The following is a 21759-nucleotide window of genomic DNA, read 5'->3' on the forward strand; positions in this document are numbered from 1 at the left end:
CAGGCGTAGAGGGGACTACATCGCCATGAATATGGATTGCGACAATGCCGCAAAAGCCGATCGTATTGGATGCCCCCAAGCCTCAGAAGCGCGCGCTCAGTGTTGAGGCGCTGCAGTCTGAGATCCTTGAAAATCTCACCTATTCAATAGGTAAGGACGCGATCGTTGCGCGGCCGCATGACTGGCTGAGGGCGACAATCCTCACCGTCCGCGACCGGGTTATCGATCAGTGGATGGAGTCCAGTCGCGAGACCTGGCGGACGTCGCACAAGCGGGTCTACTACCTCAGCCTCGAATTCCTCATCGGCCGCCTGATGCGCGATGCGATGAGCAATATCGGCGTGATGGAGCCGATGCGCGAGGCGCTGAAGAACTTCAACGTCGACCTGGGCGACCTGATCAATCTCGAGCCCGATGCGGCGCTCGGCAATGGTGGCCTCGGCCGCCTTGCGGCGTGTTTTCTTGAATCGATGTCCTCGATCAAGATCCCGGCCTATGGCTATGGCATCCGCTACGTTCATGGCCTGTTCCGGCAGGAAATGAGCGAGGGCTGGCAGGTCGAACTGCCCGAAGACTGGCTCGCTCACGGCAACCCGTGGGAATTCGAGCGGCGCGAGAGTTCCTACGAAGTCGGCTTTGGCGGCAAGGTCGTGCCGATCCCCGAGCCCGATGGCTCGACGCGGCTCGAATGGCAGCCGGGCGAGCACGTGCTCGCGGTGGCCTTCGATACGCCGATCGTCGGTTGGCGCGGGGCGCGGGTGAATACATTGCGTCTGTGGTCGGCCCAGCCGATCGACCCGATCCTGCTCGACAAGTTCAATTCCGGCGACCACATCGGCGCGCTGCAGGAGAGTGCGAGGGCGGAATCGATCACCCGGGTGCTCTATCCCGCCGACTCGACGCCGGCCGGCCAGGAATTGCGGCTGCGCCAGGAGTTCTTCTTCTCCTCGGCCTCGCTGCAGGACATCGTGCGCCGCCACATGCAGCAATATGGCGACCTCGGTTCGCTGTCCGACAAGGTGGCGATCCAGCTCAACGATACGCATCCGGCGATCTCGATTGCCGAACTGATGCGCATCCTGATCGACATTCACGGCCTCAAATGGGGACCGGCTTGGAAGCTGACCAAGGCGACGTTCGGCTACACCAACCATACGCTCCTGCCCGAGGCGCTGGAGACGTGGCCGGTGGCGCTGCTCGAGCGCATGCTGCCGCGCCAGATGCAGATCATTTACGCCATCAACGCTGAAGTGCTGGGTGAGGCGCGCAAGATGGGCGGCTTTACCGACGCACAGATCGCCAACCTGTCGCTGATCGACGAAGGCGGCAGCCGCAGGGTTCGCATGGGACAGCTGGCGTTCGTCGGCTCACACTCGATCAACGGCGTTTCGGCGCTGCACTCGGACCTCGTCAAGAAGACGCTGTTCTCCGATCTCAACCGGCTCTATCCGGGGCGGATCAACAACAAGACCAATGGCGTGACGCCGCGGCGCTGGCTGATGCAGTGCAATCCGGGGCTCACTAGTCTCGTTGCCGAGCGTATCGGGCCGGATTTCCAGGACAACATGGATCTCCTCGTCGGGCTCGACAAGCACGCCGATGATCCGCTGTTCCAGGAGCGGTTCGCAGCGGTCAAGCGCGCCAATAAGGAAGACCTCGCCAAGATCATCAAGGAGCGGCTCGGGGTGGTGGTTTCCCCCGATGCGCTGTTCGATGTGCAGGTCAAACGTATCCACGAGTACAAGCGCCAGCTGCTCAACATCATCGAAGCGGTGGCGCAGTACTCCATGATCCGGGCGCACCCGGAAAAGGACTGGGTGCCGCGGGTGAAGATTTTTGCCGGCAAGGCCGCACCGGGCTATTGGAACGCAAAGCTGATCATCAAGTTGATCAACGATGTGGCCAAAGTGATCAATAACGATCCGGCCGTGCGTGGATTGCTCAAGGTCGTGTTCCTCCCCAACTACAACGTCAGTCTCGCCGAGCGGATCATGCCGGCGGCTGATCTCAGCGAGCAGATTTCGACAGCGGGCATGGAAGCCTCCGGCACCGGCAACATGAAGTTCATGGCCAATGGTGCGGTGACCATCGGCACGCTCGATGGCGCCAACGTTGAAATGCTGGAGCAGGTTGGCCCGGACAACATGGTGATCTTCGGGCTCACCACCGAACAGGTGGCCGAGGTCCGGGCGGCCAACGTGCCGCCGCGGTCGGTAATCGAGGCGTCGCCCATGCTGCGTGAGGCGCTCGAAGCGATCTCGACCGGTGTGTTCTCGCCGGACGATCCGAACCGCTACCGCGATCTGATCGGCGGGCTCTATGACCACGACTGGTTCATGGTGGCGCGCGACTTCGACGCCTATGCCGCCGCGCAGAGAAAGCTCGACGACATCTGGATCACGCCGCGTAAATGGTATTCCATGGCGATCCGGAACACGGCTCACATGGGCTTTTTCTCCTCTGATAGAACCATCCGGCAATATGCCGAGGAGATATGGGGAGTCCCGGTACCCGGGAGGTAACAGGCGTGAGCAAAGCAAAGTGGCAGACTGACGAAAGCGAAATCAGGGCAATCGTCGAAGGGCGCCACACCGATCCGTTCGGGGTGCTGGGGCTGCACGAATATGATGGCAAGTGGGTGGCGCGGGCGTTTGTCCCGCATGCCGAATCCATTTCCGCTCGTACCCTCGACAATCGCCTCCTGGGCGAGTTGGCGCAGCGGGACCCCGCGGGGTTTTTCGAGGGCGAGGTCGCCATCGACAAGCTGCAGCCGATCAGCTTTCATGCCCGCAATTCGGGCGGCGAGTGGAACGTGCTCGATCCGTACAGCTTCGGGCCGGTGCTCGGGCCGATGGATGACTATTACATCGCCGAAGGTTCGCACCTCAGGCTGTTCGACAAGCTCGGCGCCCATGCGATGGATTTCGAGGGTGTCAGCGGCACGCATTTTGCGGTGTGGGCGCCCAATGCGCAGCGCGTCAGCGTCGTCGGACCGTTCAACGAGTGGGACGGGCGGCGCCATCCGATGCGCTGCCGCATCGATACCGGCATCTGGGAAGTGTTCGTGCCGCTGGTCGGCCCGGGCGAGGTCTACAAATACGAAATCGTCGGACCGAACGGCAAGCTTCGGCCGCTGAAGGCTGATCCGTTTGCGCGGCAATCCGAGATGCGGCCGAAGACCGCTTCGGTGGTTGCCGATCCAAAGCCCTTTGAGTGGACTGATGCCGCCTATATGGCGGAACGCGCCAAGGTCGATTGGCGGCGGAAGCCGGTGTCGATCTACGAGGTGCATCTCGGCTCGTGGCGGCGGCGCGCTGATGGCGGCTTCATGTCGTACGACCAGCTGGCCGAGCAGCTCATCCCGTACATCGCCGACCTCGGGTTCACCCATCTCGAACTGCTGCCGATCACCGAGCATCCGTTTGACCCGAGCTGGGGCTACCAGCCAACGGGGCTCTATGCGCCGACGGCGCGGTTTGGCGATCCGGCGGGTTTCGCGCGGTTTGTGGATAGCGCGCACAAGGCCGGGATTGGCGTGATCCTCGACTGGGTGCCGGCGCACTTCCCGACGGACGAGCATGGGCTGGCGCGCTTTGACGGCACGGCGCTCTACGAGCACGCCGATCCGCGGCAGGGCTACCATCCGGACTGGAACACGGCGATCTACAATTTCGGGCGCAAGGAAGTGACGAGCTTCCTCGTCAACAACGCGCTCTACTGGCTCGACAAGTTCCATCTCGACGGCTTGCGGGTCGATGCCGTGGCGTCGATGCTCTATCTGGACTACTCGCGCAAGGCTGGAGAGTGGGTGCCCAACCAGTTCGGCGGCAACCATAATCTCGAGGCGGTGGCGTTCCTGCAGCGGGTCAATGCGGAGGCCTACCGGCTGCACCCCGGCGTGATGATGATCGCCGAGGAATCGACCTCGTGGAGCGGTGTCAGTGCGCCGACCAGCGCGGGCGGGCTCGGGTTTGGCTTCAAGTGGAACATGGGGTTCATGAACGACACGCTCCGCTACATGGAGCGCAACCCGATCCATCGCCGGTTCCACCACAACGACATGACTTTCGCGGCGCTCTACGGCTTTGCGGAGAACTTCATCCTGCCGCTGAGCCACGACGAAGTGGTGCACGGCAAGGGCTCGCTGCTCGCCAAGATGGGCGGCGATGACTGGCAGCAGTTTGCCGGGCTGCGCGCCTATTACGGGTTCATGTGGGCCTGGCCGGGCAAGAAGCTGCTGTTCATGGGCCAGGAGTTCGCGCAGCGCGAGGAATGGAACGAGGCCAAGGGGCTCGACTGGTGGCTGCTCGAGGCCGGCGCGCATGACGGGATCCGCCGCCTCGTGGGCGATCTCAACGCCGTCTATAGCGAAGTGCCAGCGCTCCATGCACGCGACAACGAGCCGGAAGGCTTTGAGTGGCTGATCGGCAATGACCACGCCAATTCGGTGTTTGCCTGGGCCCGCAAGGCACCCGGCCAGCATCCGGTGGTGGTGATTTCGAACATGACGCCGGTGCCGCGCGAGAACTACCGTGTACCGATGCCGTTGGCGGGGAACTGGGTCGAGCGGCTCAATACCGATGCCGGCTGGTATGGCGGCAGCAACAAGGGCAACCAGGGCAGGGTGGTGGCAAAATCCAGCGAAGTGGAGGGTCTGGGACCCTATGCCGACCTGTTCCTGCCGCCGCTGTCGACGCTCTATCTGAAGTACGACCCGAGTTAGAAACGAACCTAAGCACGACCCCGCACAAGCGGGGCAAATATTGGAGTAACGCGTGACCAGACCTGAACCGTTGGCTGGAAATCTGGATCACGCTCTGGGAGGAAATAAGCATGGCTGACTACCGTACCCCGTCGCCTCTGGCCCGCGAAGCGATGGCATATGTCCTGGCTGGCGGCCGTGGAACACGATTGTTCGAATTGACCGATCGCCGCGCCAAGCCGGCGGTGTATTTCGGCGGCAAGTCGCGCATCATCGATTTCGCGCTCTCCAATGCGCTGAACTCCGGCATCCGCCGTATCTCGGTGGCGACGCAGTATCAGGCGCACAGCCTGATCCGCCACCTGCAGCGCGGCTGGAACTTTCTCCGCACCGAGCGAAACGAGAGTTTTGACGTGCTGCCGGCGAGCCAGCGCGTGTCGGAAACGCAGTGGTACGAAGGCACGGCCGACGCGGTGTTCCAGAACATGGACATCATCGAGGATTACGGCCCGCGCTACATCGTGCTGCTGGCGGGCGACCACATCTACAAGATGGACTACGAGATCATGCTCCGCCAGCATGTGGACACCGGTGCCGATGTGACCATCGGCTGCCTTGAGGTGCCGCGCATGGAAGCCTCGGGCTTTGGCGTGATGCATGTCGATGGGCGCGACCGCGTCGTCGATTTCGTCGAAAAGCCCAAGGATCCGCCGGGCATTCCGGACAAGCCGGATATGGCGCTGGCCTCGATGGGCATCTATGTGTTCGAGACGCGCTTCCTGATGGAACAGCTGCGCCGTGACGCCGCGACCGAAGGCTCGAGCCGCGATTTCGGCAAGGATATCATCCCCTATATCGTCAAGAACGGCTCGGCTTGGGCGCACCGCTTCCCACGCTCCTGCGTGCGCTCCGCGAACGAAGAAGTCGCCTACTGGCGCGACGTCGGCACCGTGGATGCGTACTGGAAGGCCAATATCGACCTCACCGACGTGCTGCCGCAACTCGATCTCTACGACCGCGACTGGCCGATCTGGACCTTTGCCGAGATCACGCCGCCCGCCAAGTTCGTGCACGATTTCGACGGCCGCCGCGGTTCTGCGGTGAGCTCCCTGGTGTCGGGCGATTGCATCGTTTCGGGCGGTTCGCTGAACCGGACGCTGCTCTCGACAGGATCTCGCGTTCACTCCTATTCCGAGCTGCATGAGGCGGTTGTGCTGCCCTATTGCACCATCGGACGCGGAGCGCGGCTCAAAAAGGTCGTGGTCGATCGTGGAGTGCAGATCCCCGAGGGGCTTGTCGTCGGTGAGGATCCAGAGTTCGACGCACAGTGGTTCCGCCGCACCGCAGAAGGCGTAACGCTCGTCACCCAGCCGATGATCGACCGCTATCTGGCGACCAAGTAAGCATCAGTCAGTACAACGAGTGAGTACCCATGATCGAAGTCCTGTCGGTCGCCTCCGAAGCCTATCCGTTGATCAAGACGGGCGGCTTGGCCGACGTCGTTGGCGCTTTGCCGGCGGCGCTGGCCCCACACGGGGTTTCGATGCGGGTGCTGATGCCCGGCTATCCCAAGGTCATGGAGGCCTTGGCCGGCGGGCGTGAGGTCTGGTACTTTTCCAACTTCTTTGGCGGTGAGGCACGCCTCATCGCCGGGCGGGCAGGCGGGCTCGATGTCATCGCGGTTGATGCGCCGCATCTCTACAACCGGCCGGGCAACCCCTATGTGAACAGTGCCGGCGTCGACTGGCCGGACAATGCGCAGCGCTTTGCGGCGCTGAGTTTTGCCGCTTATGAGTTGGCGCGCGGCACGGTCGAGGGCTACCAGCCACAGATCCTCCATTGTCACGACTGGCAGGCCGCGCTGGTGCCCGCCTACAACATCTACAACGCGCCGACACCGGCCAAGACCGTGCTGACCGTGCACAACATTGCCTTCCAGGGCCGGTTCGGCTGGGACGTGTTCAATTCGCTGAAGCTCGATTACCGCTCGGCCAATGAGGGTGCGATCGAGTATTTTGGCGGCATTGGCTACCTCAAGGCGGGCCTTACCTGTGCCGACGCGATCACCACGGTGAGCCCGACCTACGCCAACGAAATCCGCACCCCGGCCTTCGGGATGGGGCTCGAGGGCCTGCTGCAGGTGCGCGCCGACAAGGTGCACGGCATCCTCAACGGCATCGACGACCTCGCCTGGGACCCGATGAAGGATGCGGCGCTGCCGCAGACCTTTGGCGCCGCCAGCATCCCGCAGCGTGCGGTGAACAAGGATGCGCTGTGCGGCCGCTTCGGCATCGAGCCGGGGAGCGGGCCACTGTTTGCGGTGGTGAGCCGTCTCACCTGGCAAAAGGGACTCGATATGATGGTGCCGCTGATCGACGAGATGGTGGCGCGCGGTGCGACGCTGCTGGTGCTCGGCTCGGGCGATCCGGAGATCGAGAATGGCTTCAAGGCCGCTGCGTCGCGGCACCCCGGCAAGGTCGGGGTGGAGATTGGTTACGACGAAGCGCTCAGCCACCTGATCCAGGCGGGCGCGGACGTGATGGTGGTGCCGTCGCGGTTCGAGCCGTGCGGGCTGACGCAGTTGTATGGTCTACGCTATGGCTGCGTGCCGCTGGTGAGTCGGGTGGGCGGGCTGGCGGATACGGTGATTGATGCCAACGAAGCGGCGGTGGAGGCGGGCGTTGCCACCGGCGTGGTGTTTGCACCGGCGACAGCCGACGCATTTGCAGAAGGCATCCGCCGCACCATAGCGCTCTACGAGCGCCCCAAGGTGTGGCACAAGATGCAGCGGCGCGGGATGAAGTCGGACGTGTCCTGGGAGTTGAGCGCCAAAAAATACGCCGACCTATACGCGGACATTCTGGGGCTGGAACGCGATGCCGATACAGACGATTGAGACCAAGCCGTTTGGCGATCAGAAGCCAGGGACCTCGGGCCTGCGCAAGCGCACGGCCGCGTTCATGGTGCCCAACTATGTCGAGAACTTCGTGCAGTCGATCTTCGACAGCCTCGACGGGATCAAGGGCAAGACGCTGGTGCTGGGCGGGGACGGCCGGTATTTCAACGACGTCGCGATCCAGAAGATCATCAAGATTGCCGCCGGCAATGGTTTTGGTGCCGTGCTGGTGGGGCAGGGCGGGCTGCTCTCGACGCCCGCCGCGAGCCATGTGATCCGCCACCACAAGGCGTTCGGCGGGATCATCCTCTCTGCCAGCCACAATCCGGGCGGACCGGATGGCGATTTCGGCATCAAGTACAATGTCTCGAACGGTGGGCCGGCGCCCGAGCAGATCACCGACGCGGTGTTCGCGCGCACCAAGGTGATCGACCGGTACCTGACCGTCGATGCACCCGATGTGGACCTCAACTGTATCGGCACGCACCACTCGGCCGGCATGGTGGTCGAGGTCATCGACCCGGTGGCCGACTATGCGGCGCTGATGGAGACGATCTTCGATTTCGACCAGATCCGGGCGATGTTCGCCTCGGGCTTCCGGATGCAGTTCGATGCCATGCACGCCATCACTGGACCTTATGCCCACAAGATCCTCGAGGGGATGCTGGGGGCGCCGGTCGGCACGGTGATCAACGGCACGCCGTTGCCGGATTTTGGCGGTGGGCACCCCGACCCCAACCTCGTTTACGCCAAGCCGCTCTACGACCTCTTGATGGGGCCGGATGCTCCGGACTTCGGCGCAGCTTCGGACGGCGATGGCGACCGCAACCTGATCATCGGGCGCGGCCGGTTCGTGACGCCATCGGATTCTCTCGCCATTCTTGCCGCCAACGCGCCCTACGCACCGGCCTACAAGGCGGGTATCGCCGGTATCGCACGATCTATGCCGACCAGCGCTGCGGCGGACCGGGTGGCGGAAAAACTCGGCGTCGAGATGCACGAGACGCCCACGGGCTGGAAGTTCTTCGGCAACCTGCTGGATGCAGGCCGGGTGACGATCTGCGGCGAGGAGAGCGCGGGAACGGGCTCCAACCATGTGCGCGAAAAGGACGGGCTCTGGGCGGTGCTGCTCTGGCTCAACATCCTCGCAGCGCGCAAGCAGAGTGCGGATGCGATCGTCGTCGATCACTGGGCGACCTATGGGCGAAACTATTATACCCGACACGATTATGACGAGGTCGACAGCGGTGCCGCCAATGCGCTGATGGAAGATCTGCGTGCCAAGCTGCCGAGTCTTGCCGGCACGCGGCTTGAGGGACGCGAAGTCGCGTTTGCGGACGACTTCACCTATCACGACCCTATCGATGGCTCATCGAGCGCCAAGCAGGGCGTGCGCATCGGGTTTACGGACGGCAGCCGCATTGTTGTTCGGCTGAGTGGAACCGGGACGGTTGGCGCAACGTTGCGGCTATACCTCGAACGGTATGAGCCCCCACATGGACAGCACGATCTCGACACCCAATCTGCCCTGGCGTCCCTCATCAGCATCGCCGATGGACTCGCCGGAATTCGTTCCCGCACCGGCCGTGATGCGCCGAGCGTTATCACTTGAGGATGCTGCAGATTTGAAGCCAGACCTGGTCAAGGGCGGCGGTTCTGCCGCCACATTGGGCGCAACTCTGACGCCCGAAGGGGTGAACTTCGCGGTTTATTCGGAAACCGCATCCGCCCTGTGGGTCTCGGTCTACGATGAGCTCGACAAGGAAATTGGCCGGTTCGAGCTTGATGGCCACGACAACAATGTCCACCACGGCCTTGTCGCGCGGATTGGCGCAGGAGCGCGCTACGGCTTTCGCGCCGATGGCGAGTACAATCCGGACCAGGGGTTCTATTTCGATCCGCACAAGCTGCTGGTCGACCCGTATGCACGCCGGCTCGACCGCGTATTCGTGCGCTCGCCGCGCCTGCGCCTATCGCGGGAAGAGGGGGTGGATACCGCTCCGCTGATCCCAAAGGCGATCGTGGTGGGTGCCGAGAACACGCCGGTGATGCCGCGGCGCAAGGCGCCGACCCTGTTTTACGAACTCAATGTGCGCGGCTTCACCATGCGCCACCCCTCGGTGCAGGGGCCGCTGCGTGGCACGATTGCTGCGCTGACGACGCAGCGCGTTATCGACCACCTGAAGTTCCTCGGCGTCGACACCGTCGAGCTGATGCCGATTGCGGCGTTCATCGATGATGGCCACCTGCCGGCGCTCGGGCTGACCAATGCCTGGGGCTATAACCCGGTCAGCTATTTCGCGGTTGATCCACGCCTTGCGCCACGCGGGCCGCAGGAATTGCGGAACATGACCGATGTCTACCGCAAGGCGGGGATCTCGGTGATCCTCGACGTGGTCTACAACCACACCGGGGAGGGCGACCATAACGGGCCGATCCTCAGCCTCAAGGGGCTCGATGCCAAGACCTACTACCGGCACGTGGAAGTGGACGGCAAGCAGCACCTCGTCAACGATGCCGGCACCGGCAACACGCTACGCTGCGACCATCCGGCAACGCAGCGGCTGGTGATCGACAGCCTCAAGTACTGGGTCGAAGATATGGGGGTCTCCGGTTTCCGGTTCGACCTTGCGCCGATCCTTGGGCGGGAGCCGGGGTTCAACCCAAACGCTGAATTGCTCCAGATGATCAAGGCCGACCCGGTGCTGGGCAAGTCGATCCTCGTTGCCGAACCCTGGGATCCGGGTCCAGGCGGCTATCAGCTGGGCCAGTTCGGCAAGGAATTCCGCGAGTGGAACGACACCTATCGCGATGACGTGCGCTCGTTCTGGCGCGGCGACCAGCATCGCATCGGGGCGCTGGCGGGCAAGGTTGCCGGGTCGGCAGAAATCTTCAATTTCGCTGGCCGCAAGCCGAGCGCAGGCGTGAACCTTCTCGCCGTGCACGACGGCTTCACGCTCGCTGATCTCGTTGCCTATAACGACAAGCACAACGAGGCCAATGGCGAGCAGAACCGCGATGGCCACAACAACAACAACTCATGGAACTGCGGCGTCGAAGGCCCGACCGACGACGAAAAGATCAATGCCGCTCGGCATCGGGACGTGCGGGCGCTGCTCGCGACGCTGTTCGTGTCGCGTGGCGTGCCGCTGATCCAGCAGGGCGACGAGTTCGGCCGCACCCAGCAGGGCAATAACAATGCCTATGCCCAGGACAACGAGATCACCTGGGTCGACTGGGAAAAGGCGGACGGCGACCAGGTGGATTATGTCGCCGCTCTCAGTGCGTTTCGCAAGAAGCACAAGGCCCTGACGCACGATCACTTCCTCAGCGGCCAGACCAAGAACGGCGTTCGCGATGTCGAATGGCTGCATCCGGACGGCCGGGAGATGAACGACGGCGACTGGAATGATGCGGGTGGTTCGGTGCTGGGGATGCGGCTGCAGACCAGCGATGAGGACCTGATCGTGTGGTTCAACCGCCGGATCGAGCCGGTGCTGGGGCGGTTGCCGCAGGGCTATTGGACGCTCGGGCTGGTGTCGGATGACAAGGCGGTGGTGCCGCTTGCCGATGGTGCCGTGACGCTGCCGCCGCGCTCAGTGGTGGTGCTGGTCAAGGCGCAGATTCCCGAGAACCCGCCGGAGGTGCCGCCAAGCCCACCGCAGGAAACTCCGCCGCAGCCCGAACAGCCGCAACCGGTGGAAGAGCCGGTCGGCGTCCCCGACAATGTTCCCGACGAGGCGCCGGTCGAGACGCCGCCGGAAGAGACACCGCGCGAAGCATAACGGACCGGATCAAATGGAAAGGCTGCAGCCGCTGATCGCGACTGCAGCCTTTTTTCATTTGGGCTGGGTGCTTAGAACGATTCCCAGTCAGAGCTGACGGCGGCGTTGCCGTTGGTGACGTAGGTCTTGGCCGCGCGCCGAACCTTGTCCTGCTGCGCCCGGACCGATCCGGTACGCGTCGCGGGCGCGCCACGACCGGATGGGGCGGCGTGATTGCCACCAGAGACCTGGAAGACCTCGACGACGCGGTCGAGCTCCGCTGCCTGACCCTCGGTCTGTTCGATGGCCGCATTGGTCTCTTCGACCAGCGCCGCGTTGTGCTGGGTCATCTCGTCCATCTGGCGCATGGCGGTCGAGAGTTCGTCGATCGACGAACTCTGGGCGCGGGTGGCGCTGGAGATCGACTGCATGGTGGTGGAGTTTTCCTGCACGGCGGTGAGGATGGCTTCGAGCTTGTTCGCCGCTTCCTGAACGAGGCGCGAGCCGCCGCCGACCTCGGTTGAAGACTGCTCGATCAGGATCTTGACCTCGGACGATGCGTTGGCGGCCGACTGGGCCAGGCGGCGCACTTCCACAGCGACGACGGCAAAGCCCTTGCCGGCATCGCCGGCGCGAGCGGCCTCGACCGAAGCGTTCAGTGCCAGGAGGTTGGTCTGGAAGGCGATGTCGTCGATCAGGCCGATGATGTTAGAGATCTTGCCGGAGGACTGGGTGATGCGCGTCATCGCCTCGTTTGCCTCGGCCATGACGCGACCGCCTTCGTTGGCGAGCTGAGCCGCAGAGTGGGTGCGGCCCGCGACGTCCTGGGCCTGCTCGGCGTTTTCCTTCACCGCATTGGCGAGCTGTTCGACAGCAGCGGTGGTCTGCTCAATGGTTGCGGCCTGCTTGGTGGTGCGCTCGGACAGGTCGTTGGCGCCGGTGAGGATCTCGGCGGTCGCGAGGCGAAGAGCGCCCGAAGTGTCGCGCACCTTGCGGATGACGTCAGCGAAGGTGGTGACCGTCTGGTTGAACGACTGCCGCAGGCCATCCAGCTCGCCGCTGAACTTTTGCGTCAGCTCGATTTCGAGATCACCGCCGGCGAAGCGATCCATCGCCGCAGCGAGGGCCAAGACGGCCTCGTTCTGCTCATGGACAACGCGCTTCTGGTCCATCTCCGCGACCTTCTGGGCGTGGATATCGACAAGCGAGCCGCAGCAGCGGACCTGTCCGTCCTTATGCACGGCGCCGCCGGTGGCACGGAACCAGCGGTAGGAGCCGTCCTTCATCTTGAGGCGGTAGGTAACGTCGTAGCCCTTGGAGCTCGGATCGAGCGATGCGCCAAACGCGGCAAAGGTGGCGGGCGCATCTTCGGGATGCAGCCGGTCAGACCAGGACTGCACGACATTGGGGAAATCGGTTTCGTTGTCGAAACCCATCAGACGGCGGAACTCGGAGGACCAGGTCCACTTGCTTTCTGGTGCCATGGCGTCGCGATCGTGCAGCTTGGCATCCCACAGCCCGACACCGGCGTGACGGCCCAGAATATCCATCAGCTCAACAGTGTCCTGCAGGCCAGCGATCTTGGTATCAGTTTCCTGCTGCTGCTTGGCAATTACTGCCTTGCTCACGCCGAACAAGCCCATTCGTTCCCCCATAAATTGGATTTGAACGATTACTGACCCATTTGGCTTAACTGACAGCTAATAGAGCCGGGCGCTCGGCCCGGCCGACGTACTTTTATTCAGCCGCCTGCGCCGTCGTCAGGCCGCCCATCTTCTCGATGAAGCCGATGATCTCGTCGAGGTTTTCGCGGCGTAGCAAGTCCGTGAAGACATAGGGACGTCCCTCGCGGACGCGTTCGGTATCGGCGACCATCACATCGAGGCTGGCGTTCACGTATTGCGCGATGTCGGTGTGGGTAATGATGAGCAGGTCCGAGCGCGTAATCGCGGGGCCGCCTTTGCGCGGGATCTTTTCGCCTTGGGCCACCGAGATCACATAGAGTGTGATGTCCGCCAGATCGGGCGAGAAGGTCGCGGCGAGATTGTCACCGCCGGATTCGATCAGGATGATGTCGAGATCGGGGAACTTCCTGTTGAGGTCCGCGATGGCGGCAAGGTTCAGCGAGGCATCCTCGCGGATCGCTGTGTGCGGGCAGCCGCCGGTTTCAACGCCGACGATGCGGTCCTCGGAGATGGCCTGCACCCGGTTGAGGATCAGCGCGTCTTCCTTCGTGTAAATGTCGTTGGTGACCACTGCCATCGAGTAGCGATCGCGCATCGCCTTGAGCAGCATTTCGCACAGGGTGGTCTTGCCCGACCCGACAGGGCCGCCGATGCCGACGCGGAGGGGGCCGTTGAGCGATTTCATATCAGCCTCATGATGACGAGGAGGAGGTGGCCCGCGCCGAGGAACAGGCAGAGAGGAGAGTAGTTGCGCCGATCGAGAGTGGCAAAGGGTTCGGCGCTGTAGCGGGTGCGCCAGCCCTTGGTATAGCCGATGGCGCCGCGGGCGAGGAACAGGGCGCCGAGCAGCACGCCAACGGCGTTCAGCAGCACGCCGCCGGCATCGTGGTCACCCAGTGCTGCAGCGATGATCGAGGCGATGAGGGCCGCCATGGAAACGCCCAATGCGGGGAGGCGCGGCACTTCGGTGACGCCCGGACGGCCGATTACGACGCTGGCGAGCATGGACTTTTCGCGGATCGGCCAGGCGCCGCCGGTCGCCCAGACCAGGTGGGCGAGCGCCACGGCGAGGAGCAGCACAAACATCAGGGCGGAGAGCAGCATGCTCATGAGCGAAAAATCCTCGGCTCCAGCGTCTCGTGGCGCATCTGGGCAATATCGGCTGCGTAGGCGATTGAGCCAAGATCGGCAAGAGTCGCTATGGCCGCAGCGCGGGCGAGGGCGGCAATGGTCGGCTCCAGCGCAGCCATGACGCGCAGGCCGTCGGTCTGGCCCAGCGGCACCAGGCGCACGGCGACCGAAACCTGGCCGTGTGTGGCCGCGGTGATGTAGGCGAGGAGCGCATCATCGAGATCGATCTGGTGCGCAGCCGCGATGGCGCCAACCGCGATAGGGTAGGGGCAGGGGTCAGGGAGGCGCTCTAGGATTTCGGCCGGCCAGGCCCTGGTCGCGGTGACGAAAGAGTTGCCGGTGGTGCTGGTTTCGCTCAGCCGCTCACGGGCGGGCGTAAGCGCGAGGCAGAGGTCCGCAAGTTCTGCGAGCTCGGTGGCGCTCGTCGTACGGTGGGCTTGGGCGAGGAGGATGGCATCGGTGCGGATGCCGCCATGGGCCAGCGTTCCGGCCAACCAGTTCTCCAAGGCGGTGGAGTCGGTTACGACGCGATCTGCAATCGCGGTCTCAAGTCCGGCCGACCAGGCGAAGGCCCCCACCGGAAAGGCCGGCGACAGCCACGTCAGTAGCTTTTGCAGCGCTTGCGGCTCGGTCATCGGTTGAGCAGCGCGTGCGCCGGCTCGCCGTGGCTGTGGGCGTAGGCGCCGTCTTCCGGATGGAACGGTTCGCTGACGTCCGTGACCGTGGCGCCCAGCCCGCGCAGCATGTCGCGGATGACATGGTCGCGGAGGATCAGGATGCGGAAGCTGCCGTCCAGTTCCTGGTCGATCTGGGTTTTGAGGTGCCGGTTGCCCAGGTGCCAGCAGAGCCGCATCACGTGGGCGGTGTCGGTGCCGCGCACCTCGTAGAGGTGCTCTTCGGCGGCAATGATTTCCACCAGCCGCCCATCCTCAAGCTGCAAAGCGCTGCCGTGGGCGAGGGTGATCGGCTCGGCAAAGTCGACCAGAACCGTATCACCATGGATCAGCGTCAGCATGCGACGGCGCACACGGCGCTCATCATGCACAAGCGTTGCCAGATCGAACGGAATTGCCGTCCCGACGGTCGGCAGGTAGGCGACGGCGCGAAATGTCTGAGGCACGAAAACTACCAGTCGAAGTGAGGCTTCCCAACCTTGGGCCGGAGTTTAGCCGCCAAAGAGGCCGCTTGTCGAACTCCTTATCGGCGCTGAAGGTGCGGGGCGACACGCGCATTCAGCGGTTCCACGTTGCATCTGCTACTGGATCGGCGCGTTGAACAGCACTGCGATCCAGGCCGCCTGGTAAGTCATGTGCACGAGGACGAGCCCGAGGTGGAAGCGCGGGTTGGCGCTGCGGATGGCAATGGCGCAGATGACGAGACCCATCGGTACCTGGAACAGGTACTCGATGCCGATGGTATCGAAATACGGCGCGCCCTTGATCAACGCATCGACCATATCGAGCACGAAGGTCAGGCCGAGGAGGCCGAAGAACCATTTCCGGCGCTTGAAGAAGAAGTCGCCGTACCCCTCGTAGTCGTCGATCTTGTCGGGAAACAGCATCGCTGCCAGCAGGAACAGCGTGATGGCGTAACCGATGAGGAACGCGAAGGTGCCGAAGGACCAGCTTTGCAGGTCGCGCAGCTCGAATTCCCACCACCAGAACAGCACCAGCTCGATGAGTATCGAGACCGCCCAAAGCATGTGCACCAGCGATAGCTTGGCGCGCTTGGCATGCTGTACCAGCCCGGCAGCACCGAGCAGAATGCGCGTGACGCCAAGGCCGATCACCATGCCCATGACGATGCGGACATGGCCGAACAGTTCGAGCGCGGTGGCCGGGGTGACGGTCTGCATGGGGATTACGGGGTTTCGGTGACCTCGGTGCAGGACAGAGCGCCGCCGTTGTCGACATGCAGGTCGGTGAGCGTCGCCTCGCTGCCCTTGGTCCAGAACTCGAACTGGCCAGAGACGTACTTGACGCCTGATGCGGACATGACGCTGACGAACACCAGCTTTTGCTGGCCAATGGGGACTAGGGCGATGAAGTTGGGCGCGGCGTTGATGAAATCGACGGAGAACGGATCGATGCCCTCGCACTGATACTGCACCGTGTTACGCTCGAAATTGCCGGTGAGCGAGAGCACGATCTGGGCGGAGACATCGACATTACCCATGAGGGCAGCGGTCGCGAGCGGCAGCAGTTCCATCGTAAGTCATCCCCGAGGCATCAGGCCCTGGTGGACGCTAGCTGATTCGAGCCTGATCCGGTCACACGCCAGGCTATTCCCAGGAGCGCCCGTCGCGGGGCAAGCGACGGTCGGGGTCGTGCAGGGTGACGGCATGTCGGCCTGCCGCCGCCCAATCCCACAGCACGAGGTTGCTCATGGCGGGCGAAACGCCGGGAGCGTAGGAGGGCACAAGGATACCGGCGGCATTGCCTTTCAGCTGCTCGTAGATGGCCCACGATGCCGGACGCTTACCGTCGGCGATGGCGGAGAACCAGGCGCAGGACATGTCTTGGGCGCGTACTCCTACCGCCTCTCGTTGCGGGTCATCGCGCAGATCAACGATGTCGTCGCAGTCGATTTCGAAGCTGCACATGGTCAGAGGGCTGAACTTGAAGGCAAAGCCCTGTGTCGCCTCCAGAAACGCAACTTCCACAGATGTGCCAAGGTAGAGGGCGGGCACGCCCCTGGGGTTGAAGCGGCCGCCATGGATTGCTGCGCCTTCACCTGAAAGCGGGGCGAAAGACCAGCGGGGATGGAGGGCGCGATAGGCAGCGCCGCTGTACTTCACGCAAATCCGCCCAGCGCCAGATGATCAAGATAATCGCGCAGTGCGCCCGCCTGGCCCGATTTCACCAGGCTTTCCGCGGTGCGATCGCCGAAGGCCGCCAGTGGCTGCGCCCGATACCAGGCGCCCGCCTGACGCTCGCCGCCGGCCCATGCACTCACCCGAGCGATGATATCGCTCATTTCGCCCAAGCGCGCGAGGGTAGCCGGAGCGCTGGCCCGGTCCTTGCGCTGCAAGGTGGCGGCCGCGAGCCCCGCCATTTCGGCGAGGTCACGCTTGTTGATGCCCAGCCGTTCCGCCATTTCGTCGGCCATGCCGTCCTCCGCCCAGATTGCCTGCGGCGCTTCCCTGAAACCAAGTTCGCGCATTTTGACGCTCCAAATGACGTATCATGATGTCAAAATAAGCGACAGCCTCCCAAATTGCAAGAGGCATCCAGATCAGAACAGGAAATACCGCTGCGCCATCGGCAGCACCGTCGCCGGTTCGCAGGTCAGCAACTCGCCGTTGGCGCGCACTTCGTAGGTCTCGGGATCGACTTCGAGATGCGGCATGGCGTTGTTGAGGATCATCTGCGCCTTGCCGATACCGCCGCGGGTGTTGCTGACCGGGACCATGCCCTTGGCGACGCCGAGGCGGCCGGGCAGACCAGCGTCGATCGAGGCCTGGCTGACGAAGGTGACGGTCGAGGTGGTGCGGAGCTTGCCATAGGCGGCGAACATGGGGCGGTAGTGCATGGGCTGCGGGGTGGGGATCGAGGCGTTGGGGTCGCCCATCGGGGCAGCAGCGATCGAGCCGCCGAGCAGCACCATTTCGGGCTTTACGCCGAAAAACGCCGGGCTCCACAGCACCAGATCGGCGCGCTTGCCGACTTCTATCGAGCCGATATGGGCGCTCATCCCCTGCGCGATGGCGGGGTTGATGGTGTATTTGGCGATGTAGCGGCGCACGCGGAAATTGTCGTTGTCGCCGGTTTCTTCCGGCAGGCGGCCGCGTTGCTTGCGCATCTTGTCGGCGGTTTGCCAGGTACGGATGATCACTTCGCCGACGCGGCCCATGGCCTGGCTGTCAGAGGAAAACATCGAGAAGCACCCGATATCATGGAGGATATCCTCGGCTGCGATGGTCTCCTTGCGGATGCGGCTCTCGGCGAAGGCGACGTCTTCGGCAATCGATGGCGACAGGTGATGGCAGACCATCAGCATGTCGAGATGCTCGGCCAGCGTGTTCACCGTGTAGGGCCGGGTTGGGTTGGTGGATGAGGGGAGCACATTGGGAAGACTCGCCACCTTGATGATGTCAGGCGCGTGCCCGCCACCGGCGCCTTCGGTGTGGAAGGCGTGGATGGTGCGGCCCTTGAAGGCGGCCACGGTGTCTTCGACAAAGCCGCTCTCGTTGAGCGTGTCGGTGTGGATCATCACCTGCACGTCGAAGGCATCGGCCACCGACAGGCAATTGTCGATGGCGGCCGGGGTGGTGCCCCAGTCTTCGTGCAGTTTCAGCGAGCAGACGCCCGATAGGATCATTTCCTCGAGCGGGGCCGGGCGGCTGGCGTTGCCCTTGCCAGCGAGCGCCAGGTTCATCGGGAAGGCATCGAACGCCTCGATCATCCGTTCGGCGTGCCAGGCGCCGGTGCAGGTAGTGGCGAGCGTGCCGTGCGCCGGGCCGGTTCCGCCACCCAGCATGGTGGTGATGCCGCTCATCAGCGCTTCTTCGATCTGCTGGGGCGCGATGAAGTGGATGTGGCTATCCATGCCGCCGGCGGTGAGGATTTTGCCCTCGCCGGCGATGATTTCGGTCGATGGCCCGATGATGATTGTGACGCCGGCCTGGGTGTCGGGGTTGCCGGCCTTGCCGATGGCGGCGATACGGCCGTTCTTCAGGCCGACATCGGCCTTGAAGATGCCGGTGTGGTCGACGATCAGCGCATTGGTGATCACCGTGTCGACGGCGCCTTCGGCACGAGTCGCCTGACTTTGGCCCATGCCGTCGCGGATCACCTTGCCGCCACCGAACTTCACCTCTTCACCATAGGTGGTGAGATCCTTCTCAACCTCGATGATCAGGTCGGTGTCGGCGAGGCGCACCTTGTCGCCGGTCGTCGGGCCGTACATCTGGGCGTAGGTGGAGCGGGAAATGCGAGCGGGCATAGTGGTCCTTTCGGGCGGCGCGTACGGTCTATTTCAATCGCCTAACTATGAGGCTGTCCAGCGCTTTGCCGGAAAAATCGGCAATGATGTGCAGCCGCGGACCAGTGACCTAAAATGTGTTTTGTCACGCGTCAGTTTGTCGCTATTCTGTCATCCGGGTCCGCGAAATATCGCGTTGTTTCATAGTCTTGGGGAATATCACGATGTCAACGAAGCTTGCAGTGCTTTTGACTATTGCGGCGCTGTCGCTGCCGGGCAATGCTGCCGTGGCCGCGCCGTCCGTAGATCGGGGCGATTACCTCGTCAATTCGATCATGGGGTGCGGCAATTGCCACACACCCGTGGGGCCGAACGGGCCGGAGATGGACAAGGTGCTGGCCGGCGGCATGGTCGTCGATGACAGCGCGGCGATGAAGGCGATTTCGGCCAATATCACCCCTGGCGGCGAGATCGCCGGCTGGACCGACGCGCAACTAGCCAAGGCCATCCGCGAGGGCATCCGTCCCGATGGGTCGCTCATCGGCCCGCCGATGCCGTTTGAAGTCTACAAGGGCATTTCGGACGATGATCTGGCCTCGGTCGTGATGTACCTGCGCACCATTCCGGCGGTCGAGAACAGGACCGAGAAATCCGTCTATCACATCCCGCTGCCGCCCGCTTACGGGCCGGCGATCGAGAGCGTCGCGGCTGTTCCAGAAGGTGTGACGGCTGAGTATGGCGCCTATCTCGCTGGCCCGCTCGGGCACTGCATCGTCTGCCACACGCCGTTCGATGCACAGGGACGCCCGCAGTTCGAGACGCTGCTTGGCGCAGGCGGCAATGCCTTCCCAGGCCCATGGGGCACATCGGTGGCGGCAAACCTGACGCCGACCGGGCTCGGCGGCTATTCCGATGATCAGCTGAAGGCCATCATCACCAAGGGCGTCCGCCCTGATGGCAGCCATCTCTTCCCGCCGATGGGGGTGGCCTACTACGCCAACCTCAGCAACAACGATCTCGATGCGATCGTGCTGTACCTGCGGGGGCTGCCCGCCAAGGACATGCCGAAGCAATAACGCCTAAAAGGCAGGCGTTCCGTCTCAGTTGACGGGCGCCTGCTTGTTCTTGCGATAATAGTCGATCATGTAGTCGATCATGTCGTCGAGCAGGCCCTCGCCGATCTTCAGATCGGGGTCCTTCTGCTTCTGGACGATCAGCGACATGGCGAGCAGCTGGATGGCGTAAGCCTGCTTTTTCTTGCCCTGAGTGTTGAATCCGTTGCCTTGAACCTCAAAGTCGGCAAGCAGCTTGTCGAAGCCGCGCTTGGTCTGTGCGGTCTTGAACTGCTTCCAACTGACCGAGCGCGAGCGGTCGATCAGGCGAACCGCCAGGCTGCCTGTCAGCCAAACTGCTTCCATGTCCTTGATGCCGATCGTGCGCAGGTTCTGCATCATGGCGATGAAGCGCTCTTTGAACTCTTCTTCCTTAGTGGGCATTATTCCTCGTCCGACCTTGCGTTTTGCGCATCCCTATCCGAAATCTGAGCAAATGCCAAAGCTCACGGCGGGCAATTCGCCGGGTTTTTGCCCCGAGCCAACTATTGCGTTGTCCGGACCACAGGAGACTCGAATGAAATCCGCCTTCGTCGCCACTATGCTCACCCTGGCGCTGGTCCTCGCGCCCGCCGCAGCCTCGGCGCGGCAGCCGATGGATCTGAACGCGGTGATCGCCGGGATTGCGAGTGTCGAATTTTACGATCAGGCGGACGAGGTGAGCAATTCTCCCTCGGTCCGGATCATCCGGCTTTCAACTCTTGCTGGCGCCCGCCAGAGCGCTGCCCGGCTTGAGCAGATTATCGAAAGCCGAACCAAGGCGCGTGCCATCCATTATCTACAGCGCAACATCAAGCTCAACTGGACCGCGATGCACGTGCTCAAATACTCGGGCGTGACGCTCGACCAGATCATCTACCTGAGCGTTGCCAGCGATGGCGCGGCGATTCTCTATGCCGATGATCTGTAGGCAGTTGCTCGCCCGGTCTCAGAGCTTGCCCATGATCTTTTGCTGGAAGCCGTAGACTTCGCGCTTGCCTGAGAGCGGTACGAGGTTCACTTCGCGGGTCTGGCCAGGTTCGAAGCGCACCGCCGTCCCGGCGGCGATATCGAGCCGCATGCCGCGCGCCTTGGCGCGGTCGAAGACCAGGCCATTGTTGGTCTCGAAGAAGTGGTAGTGCGAGCCGACCTGGATCGGCCGGTCGCCGGTATTGGCCACCTCGATGACCGTCTGCACCGCGCCCTTGTTGAGCTCGATCTCGCCTGGAACCGTGAAGATTTCGCCGGGGATCATCATTTCACCTGATCGGTTCGTGGACGGTCACCAGCTTGGTGCCGTCGGGGAAGGTGGCTTCGACCTGGATATCGTGGATCATCTCGGCGATCCCTTCCATCACCTGGGCGCGGGTCACCACATGGGCGCCGGCTTCCATCAGGTCGGCGACCGAACGGCCGTCGCGGGCGCCTTCGACGACATAGTCGGTGATCAGCGCGATGGCTTCGGGGTGGTTGAGCTTGACGCCGCGTTCGAGGCGCTTGCGCGCCACGATGGCGGCCATCGAGATCAGCAGCTTGTCTTTTTCGCGGGGCGTCAGGTTCATCAGGG

At 63.2% G+C, this 21759-nt stretch carries 21 protein-coding genes; 8 read left to right on the forward strand and 13 right to left on the reverse strand.

Translation table 11 applies throughout. The features are described from left to right. Nucleotides 1-44: 44 nt before the first annotated feature. The 6 genes from ACO06J_RS03815 to glgX all read left to right on the forward strand — a co-directional run bounded on the left by ACO06J_RS03815 (nt 45) and on the right by glgX (nt 11383). Nucleotides 45-2522, forward strand: coding sequence for a glycogen/starch/alpha-glucan phosphorylase (locus ACO06J_RS03815; RefSeq protein WP_421759373.1), 2478 nt, complete (start codon nt 45-47; stop codon nt 2520-2522). Continuing rightward, nucleotides 2495-4723 (forward strand): 1,4-alpha-glucan branching protein GlgB, encoded by a 2229-nt coding sequence (gene glgB, locus ACO06J_RS03820; RefSeq protein WP_421759374.1) that lies wholly within the window; start codon nt 2495-2497, stop codon nt 4721-4723. Before ACO06J_RS03815 ends, glgB begins: the two co-directional genes overlap by 28 nt. 110 nt (nt 4724-4833) lie before the next feature. Then, nucleotides 4834-6105, forward strand: a complete 1272-nt coding sequence (gene glgC / locus ACO06J_RS03825; protein ID WP_421759375.1) for a glucose-1-phosphate adenylyltransferase — start codon at nt 4834-4836, stop codon at nt 6103-6105. Nucleotides 6106-6137: 32 nt separating this feature from the next. Further along, nucleotides 6138-7598 (forward strand): glycogen synthase GlgA, encoded by a 1461-nt coding sequence (glgA, locus tag ACO06J_RS03830; protein WP_421762443.1) that lies wholly within the window; start codon nt 6138-6140, stop codon nt 7596-7598. Then, nucleotides 7579-9210 (forward strand): alpha-D-glucose phosphate-specific phosphoglucomutase, encoded by a 1632-nt coding sequence (locus ACO06J_RS03835; RefSeq protein WP_421759376.1) that lies wholly within the window; start codon nt 7579-7581, stop codon nt 9208-9210. The genes glgA and ACO06J_RS03835 overlap by 20 nt, the downstream gene beginning before the upstream one ends. Next, a complete protein-coding gene (gene glgX, locus ACO06J_RS03840) occupies nt 9095-11383 on the forward strand; it encodes a glycogen debranching protein GlgX (RefSeq protein ID WP_421759377.1) in 2289 nt (762 codons plus the stop codon). The genes ACO06J_RS03835 and glgX overlap by 116 nt, the downstream gene beginning before the upstream one ends. 71 nt (nt 11384-11454) lie before the next feature. Here glgX and ACO06J_RS03845 read toward each other — a convergent pair whose 3' ends face one another. From ACO06J_RS03845 to ureC, 10 genes are all read right to left on the reverse strand, one after another. Then, nucleotides 11455-13005, reverse strand: coding sequence for a methyl-accepting chemotaxis protein (locus tag ACO06J_RS03845; RefSeq protein ID WP_421759378.1), 1551 nt, complete (start codon nt 13003-13005; stop codon nt 11455-11457). A gap of 94 nt (nt 13006-13099) precedes the next feature. Next, the gene (ureG, locus tag ACO06J_RS03850; RefSeq protein ID WP_421759379.1) at nt 13100-13732 is read right to left on the reverse strand and encodes an urease accessory protein UreG; all 633 of its coding nucleotides are present in this window, start codon (nt 13730-13732) and stop codon (nt 13100-13102) included. Continuing rightward, the gene (locus ACO06J_RS03855) at nt 13729-14157 is read right to left on the reverse strand and encodes a DUF3995 domain-containing protein (protein WP_421759380.1); all 429 of its coding nucleotides are present in this window, start codon (nt 14155-14157) and stop codon (nt 13729-13731) included. The genes ureG and ACO06J_RS03855 overlap by 4 nt, the downstream gene beginning before the upstream one ends. Next, nucleotides 14154-14813, reverse strand: a complete 660-nt coding sequence (locus tag ACO06J_RS03860; RefSeq protein WP_421759381.1) for an urease accessory protein UreF — start codon at nt 14811-14813, stop codon at nt 14154-14156. Before ACO06J_RS03860 ends, ACO06J_RS03855 begins: the two co-directional genes overlap by 4 nt. Further along, nucleotides 14810-15298, reverse strand: a complete 489-nt coding sequence (locus ACO06J_RS03865; RefSeq protein WP_421759382.1) for an urease accessory protein UreE — start codon at nt 15296-15298, stop codon at nt 14810-14812. Before ACO06J_RS03865 ends, ACO06J_RS03860 begins: the two co-directional genes overlap by 4 nt. Before the next feature lie 135 nt (nt 15299-15433). Continuing rightward, entirely contained in the window at nt 15434-16033 is a 600-nt protein-coding gene (locus ACO06J_RS03870) for a hypothetical protein (RefSeq protein WP_421759383.1), read from the reverse strand. A 5-nt stretch (nt 16034-16038) separates the two neighbouring features. Then, a complete protein-coding gene (locus ACO06J_RS03875; RefSeq protein WP_421759384.1) occupies nt 16039-16386 on the reverse strand; it encodes an MliC family protein in 348 nt (115 codons plus the stop codon). 73 nt (nt 16387-16459) lie between these two features. Further along, nucleotides 16460-16975: an RES family NAD+ phosphorylase gene (locus ACO06J_RS03880; RefSeq protein WP_421759385.1), complete on the reverse strand. Its 516-nt coding sequence runs from the start codon at nt 16973-16975 to the stop codon at nt 16460-16462. Then, nucleotides 16972-17286 carry a helix-turn-helix domain-containing protein gene (locus ACO06J_RS03885; RefSeq protein WP_421762444.1) on the reverse strand — a complete coding sequence of 105 codons (315 nt, stop codon included), beginning with the start codon at nt 17284-17286 and terminating at the stop codon, nt 16972-16974. The genes ACO06J_RS03880 and ACO06J_RS03885 overlap by 4 nt, the downstream gene beginning before the upstream one ends. A gap of 126 nt (nt 17287-17412) precedes the next feature. Then, a complete protein-coding gene (ureC, locus tag ACO06J_RS03890) occupies nt 17413-19122 on the reverse strand; it encodes an urease subunit alpha (RefSeq protein WP_421759386.1) in 1710 nt (569 codons plus the stop codon). A gap of 203 nt (nt 19123-19325) precedes the next feature. Here ureC and ACO06J_RS03895 point away from each other — a divergent pair, with 203 nt between their 5' ends. Next, nucleotides 19326-20177 carry a cytochrome C gene (locus ACO06J_RS03895; protein ID WP_421759387.1) on the forward strand — a complete coding sequence of 284 codons (852 nt, stop codon included), beginning with the start codon at nt 19326-19328 and terminating at the stop codon, nt 20175-20177. A gap of 24 nt (nt 20178-20201) precedes the next feature. Here the strand turns inward: ACO06J_RS03895 and ACO06J_RS03900 are convergent, their stop codons facing one another. Beyond that, nucleotides 20202-20597 (reverse strand): hypothetical protein, encoded by a 396-nt coding sequence (locus tag ACO06J_RS03900; protein ID WP_421759388.1) that lies wholly within the window; start codon nt 20595-20597, stop codon nt 20202-20204. 133 nt (nt 20598-20730) lie between these two features. Here ACO06J_RS03900 and ACO06J_RS03905 point away from each other — a divergent pair, with 133 nt between their 5' ends. Beyond that, nucleotides 20731-21123, forward strand: a complete 393-nt coding sequence (locus tag ACO06J_RS03905; protein WP_421759389.1) for a hypothetical protein — start codon at nt 20731-20733, stop codon at nt 21121-21123. Nucleotides 21124-21141: 18 nt separating this feature from the next. Here the strand turns inward: ACO06J_RS03905 and ACO06J_RS03910 are convergent, their stop codons facing one another. Further along, complete coding sequence (locus tag ACO06J_RS03910) at nt 21142-21447, reverse strand: urease subunit beta (protein ID WP_421762445.1); 306 nt, start codon at nt 21445-21447, stop codon at nt 21142-21144. A 4-nt stretch (nt 21448-21451) separates the two neighbouring features. After that, nucleotides 21452-21754, reverse strand: coding sequence for an urease subunit gamma (locus ACO06J_RS03915; protein WP_421759391.1), 303 nt, complete (start codon nt 21752-21754; stop codon nt 21452-21454). Nucleotides 21755-21759: the final 5 nt, after the last annotated feature.

Source organism: Devosia sp. (genome assembly GCF_965229025.1).
Taxonomy (GTDB): domain Bacteria; phylum Pseudomonadota; class Alphaproteobacteria; order Rhizobiales; family Devosiaceae; genus Devosia_A.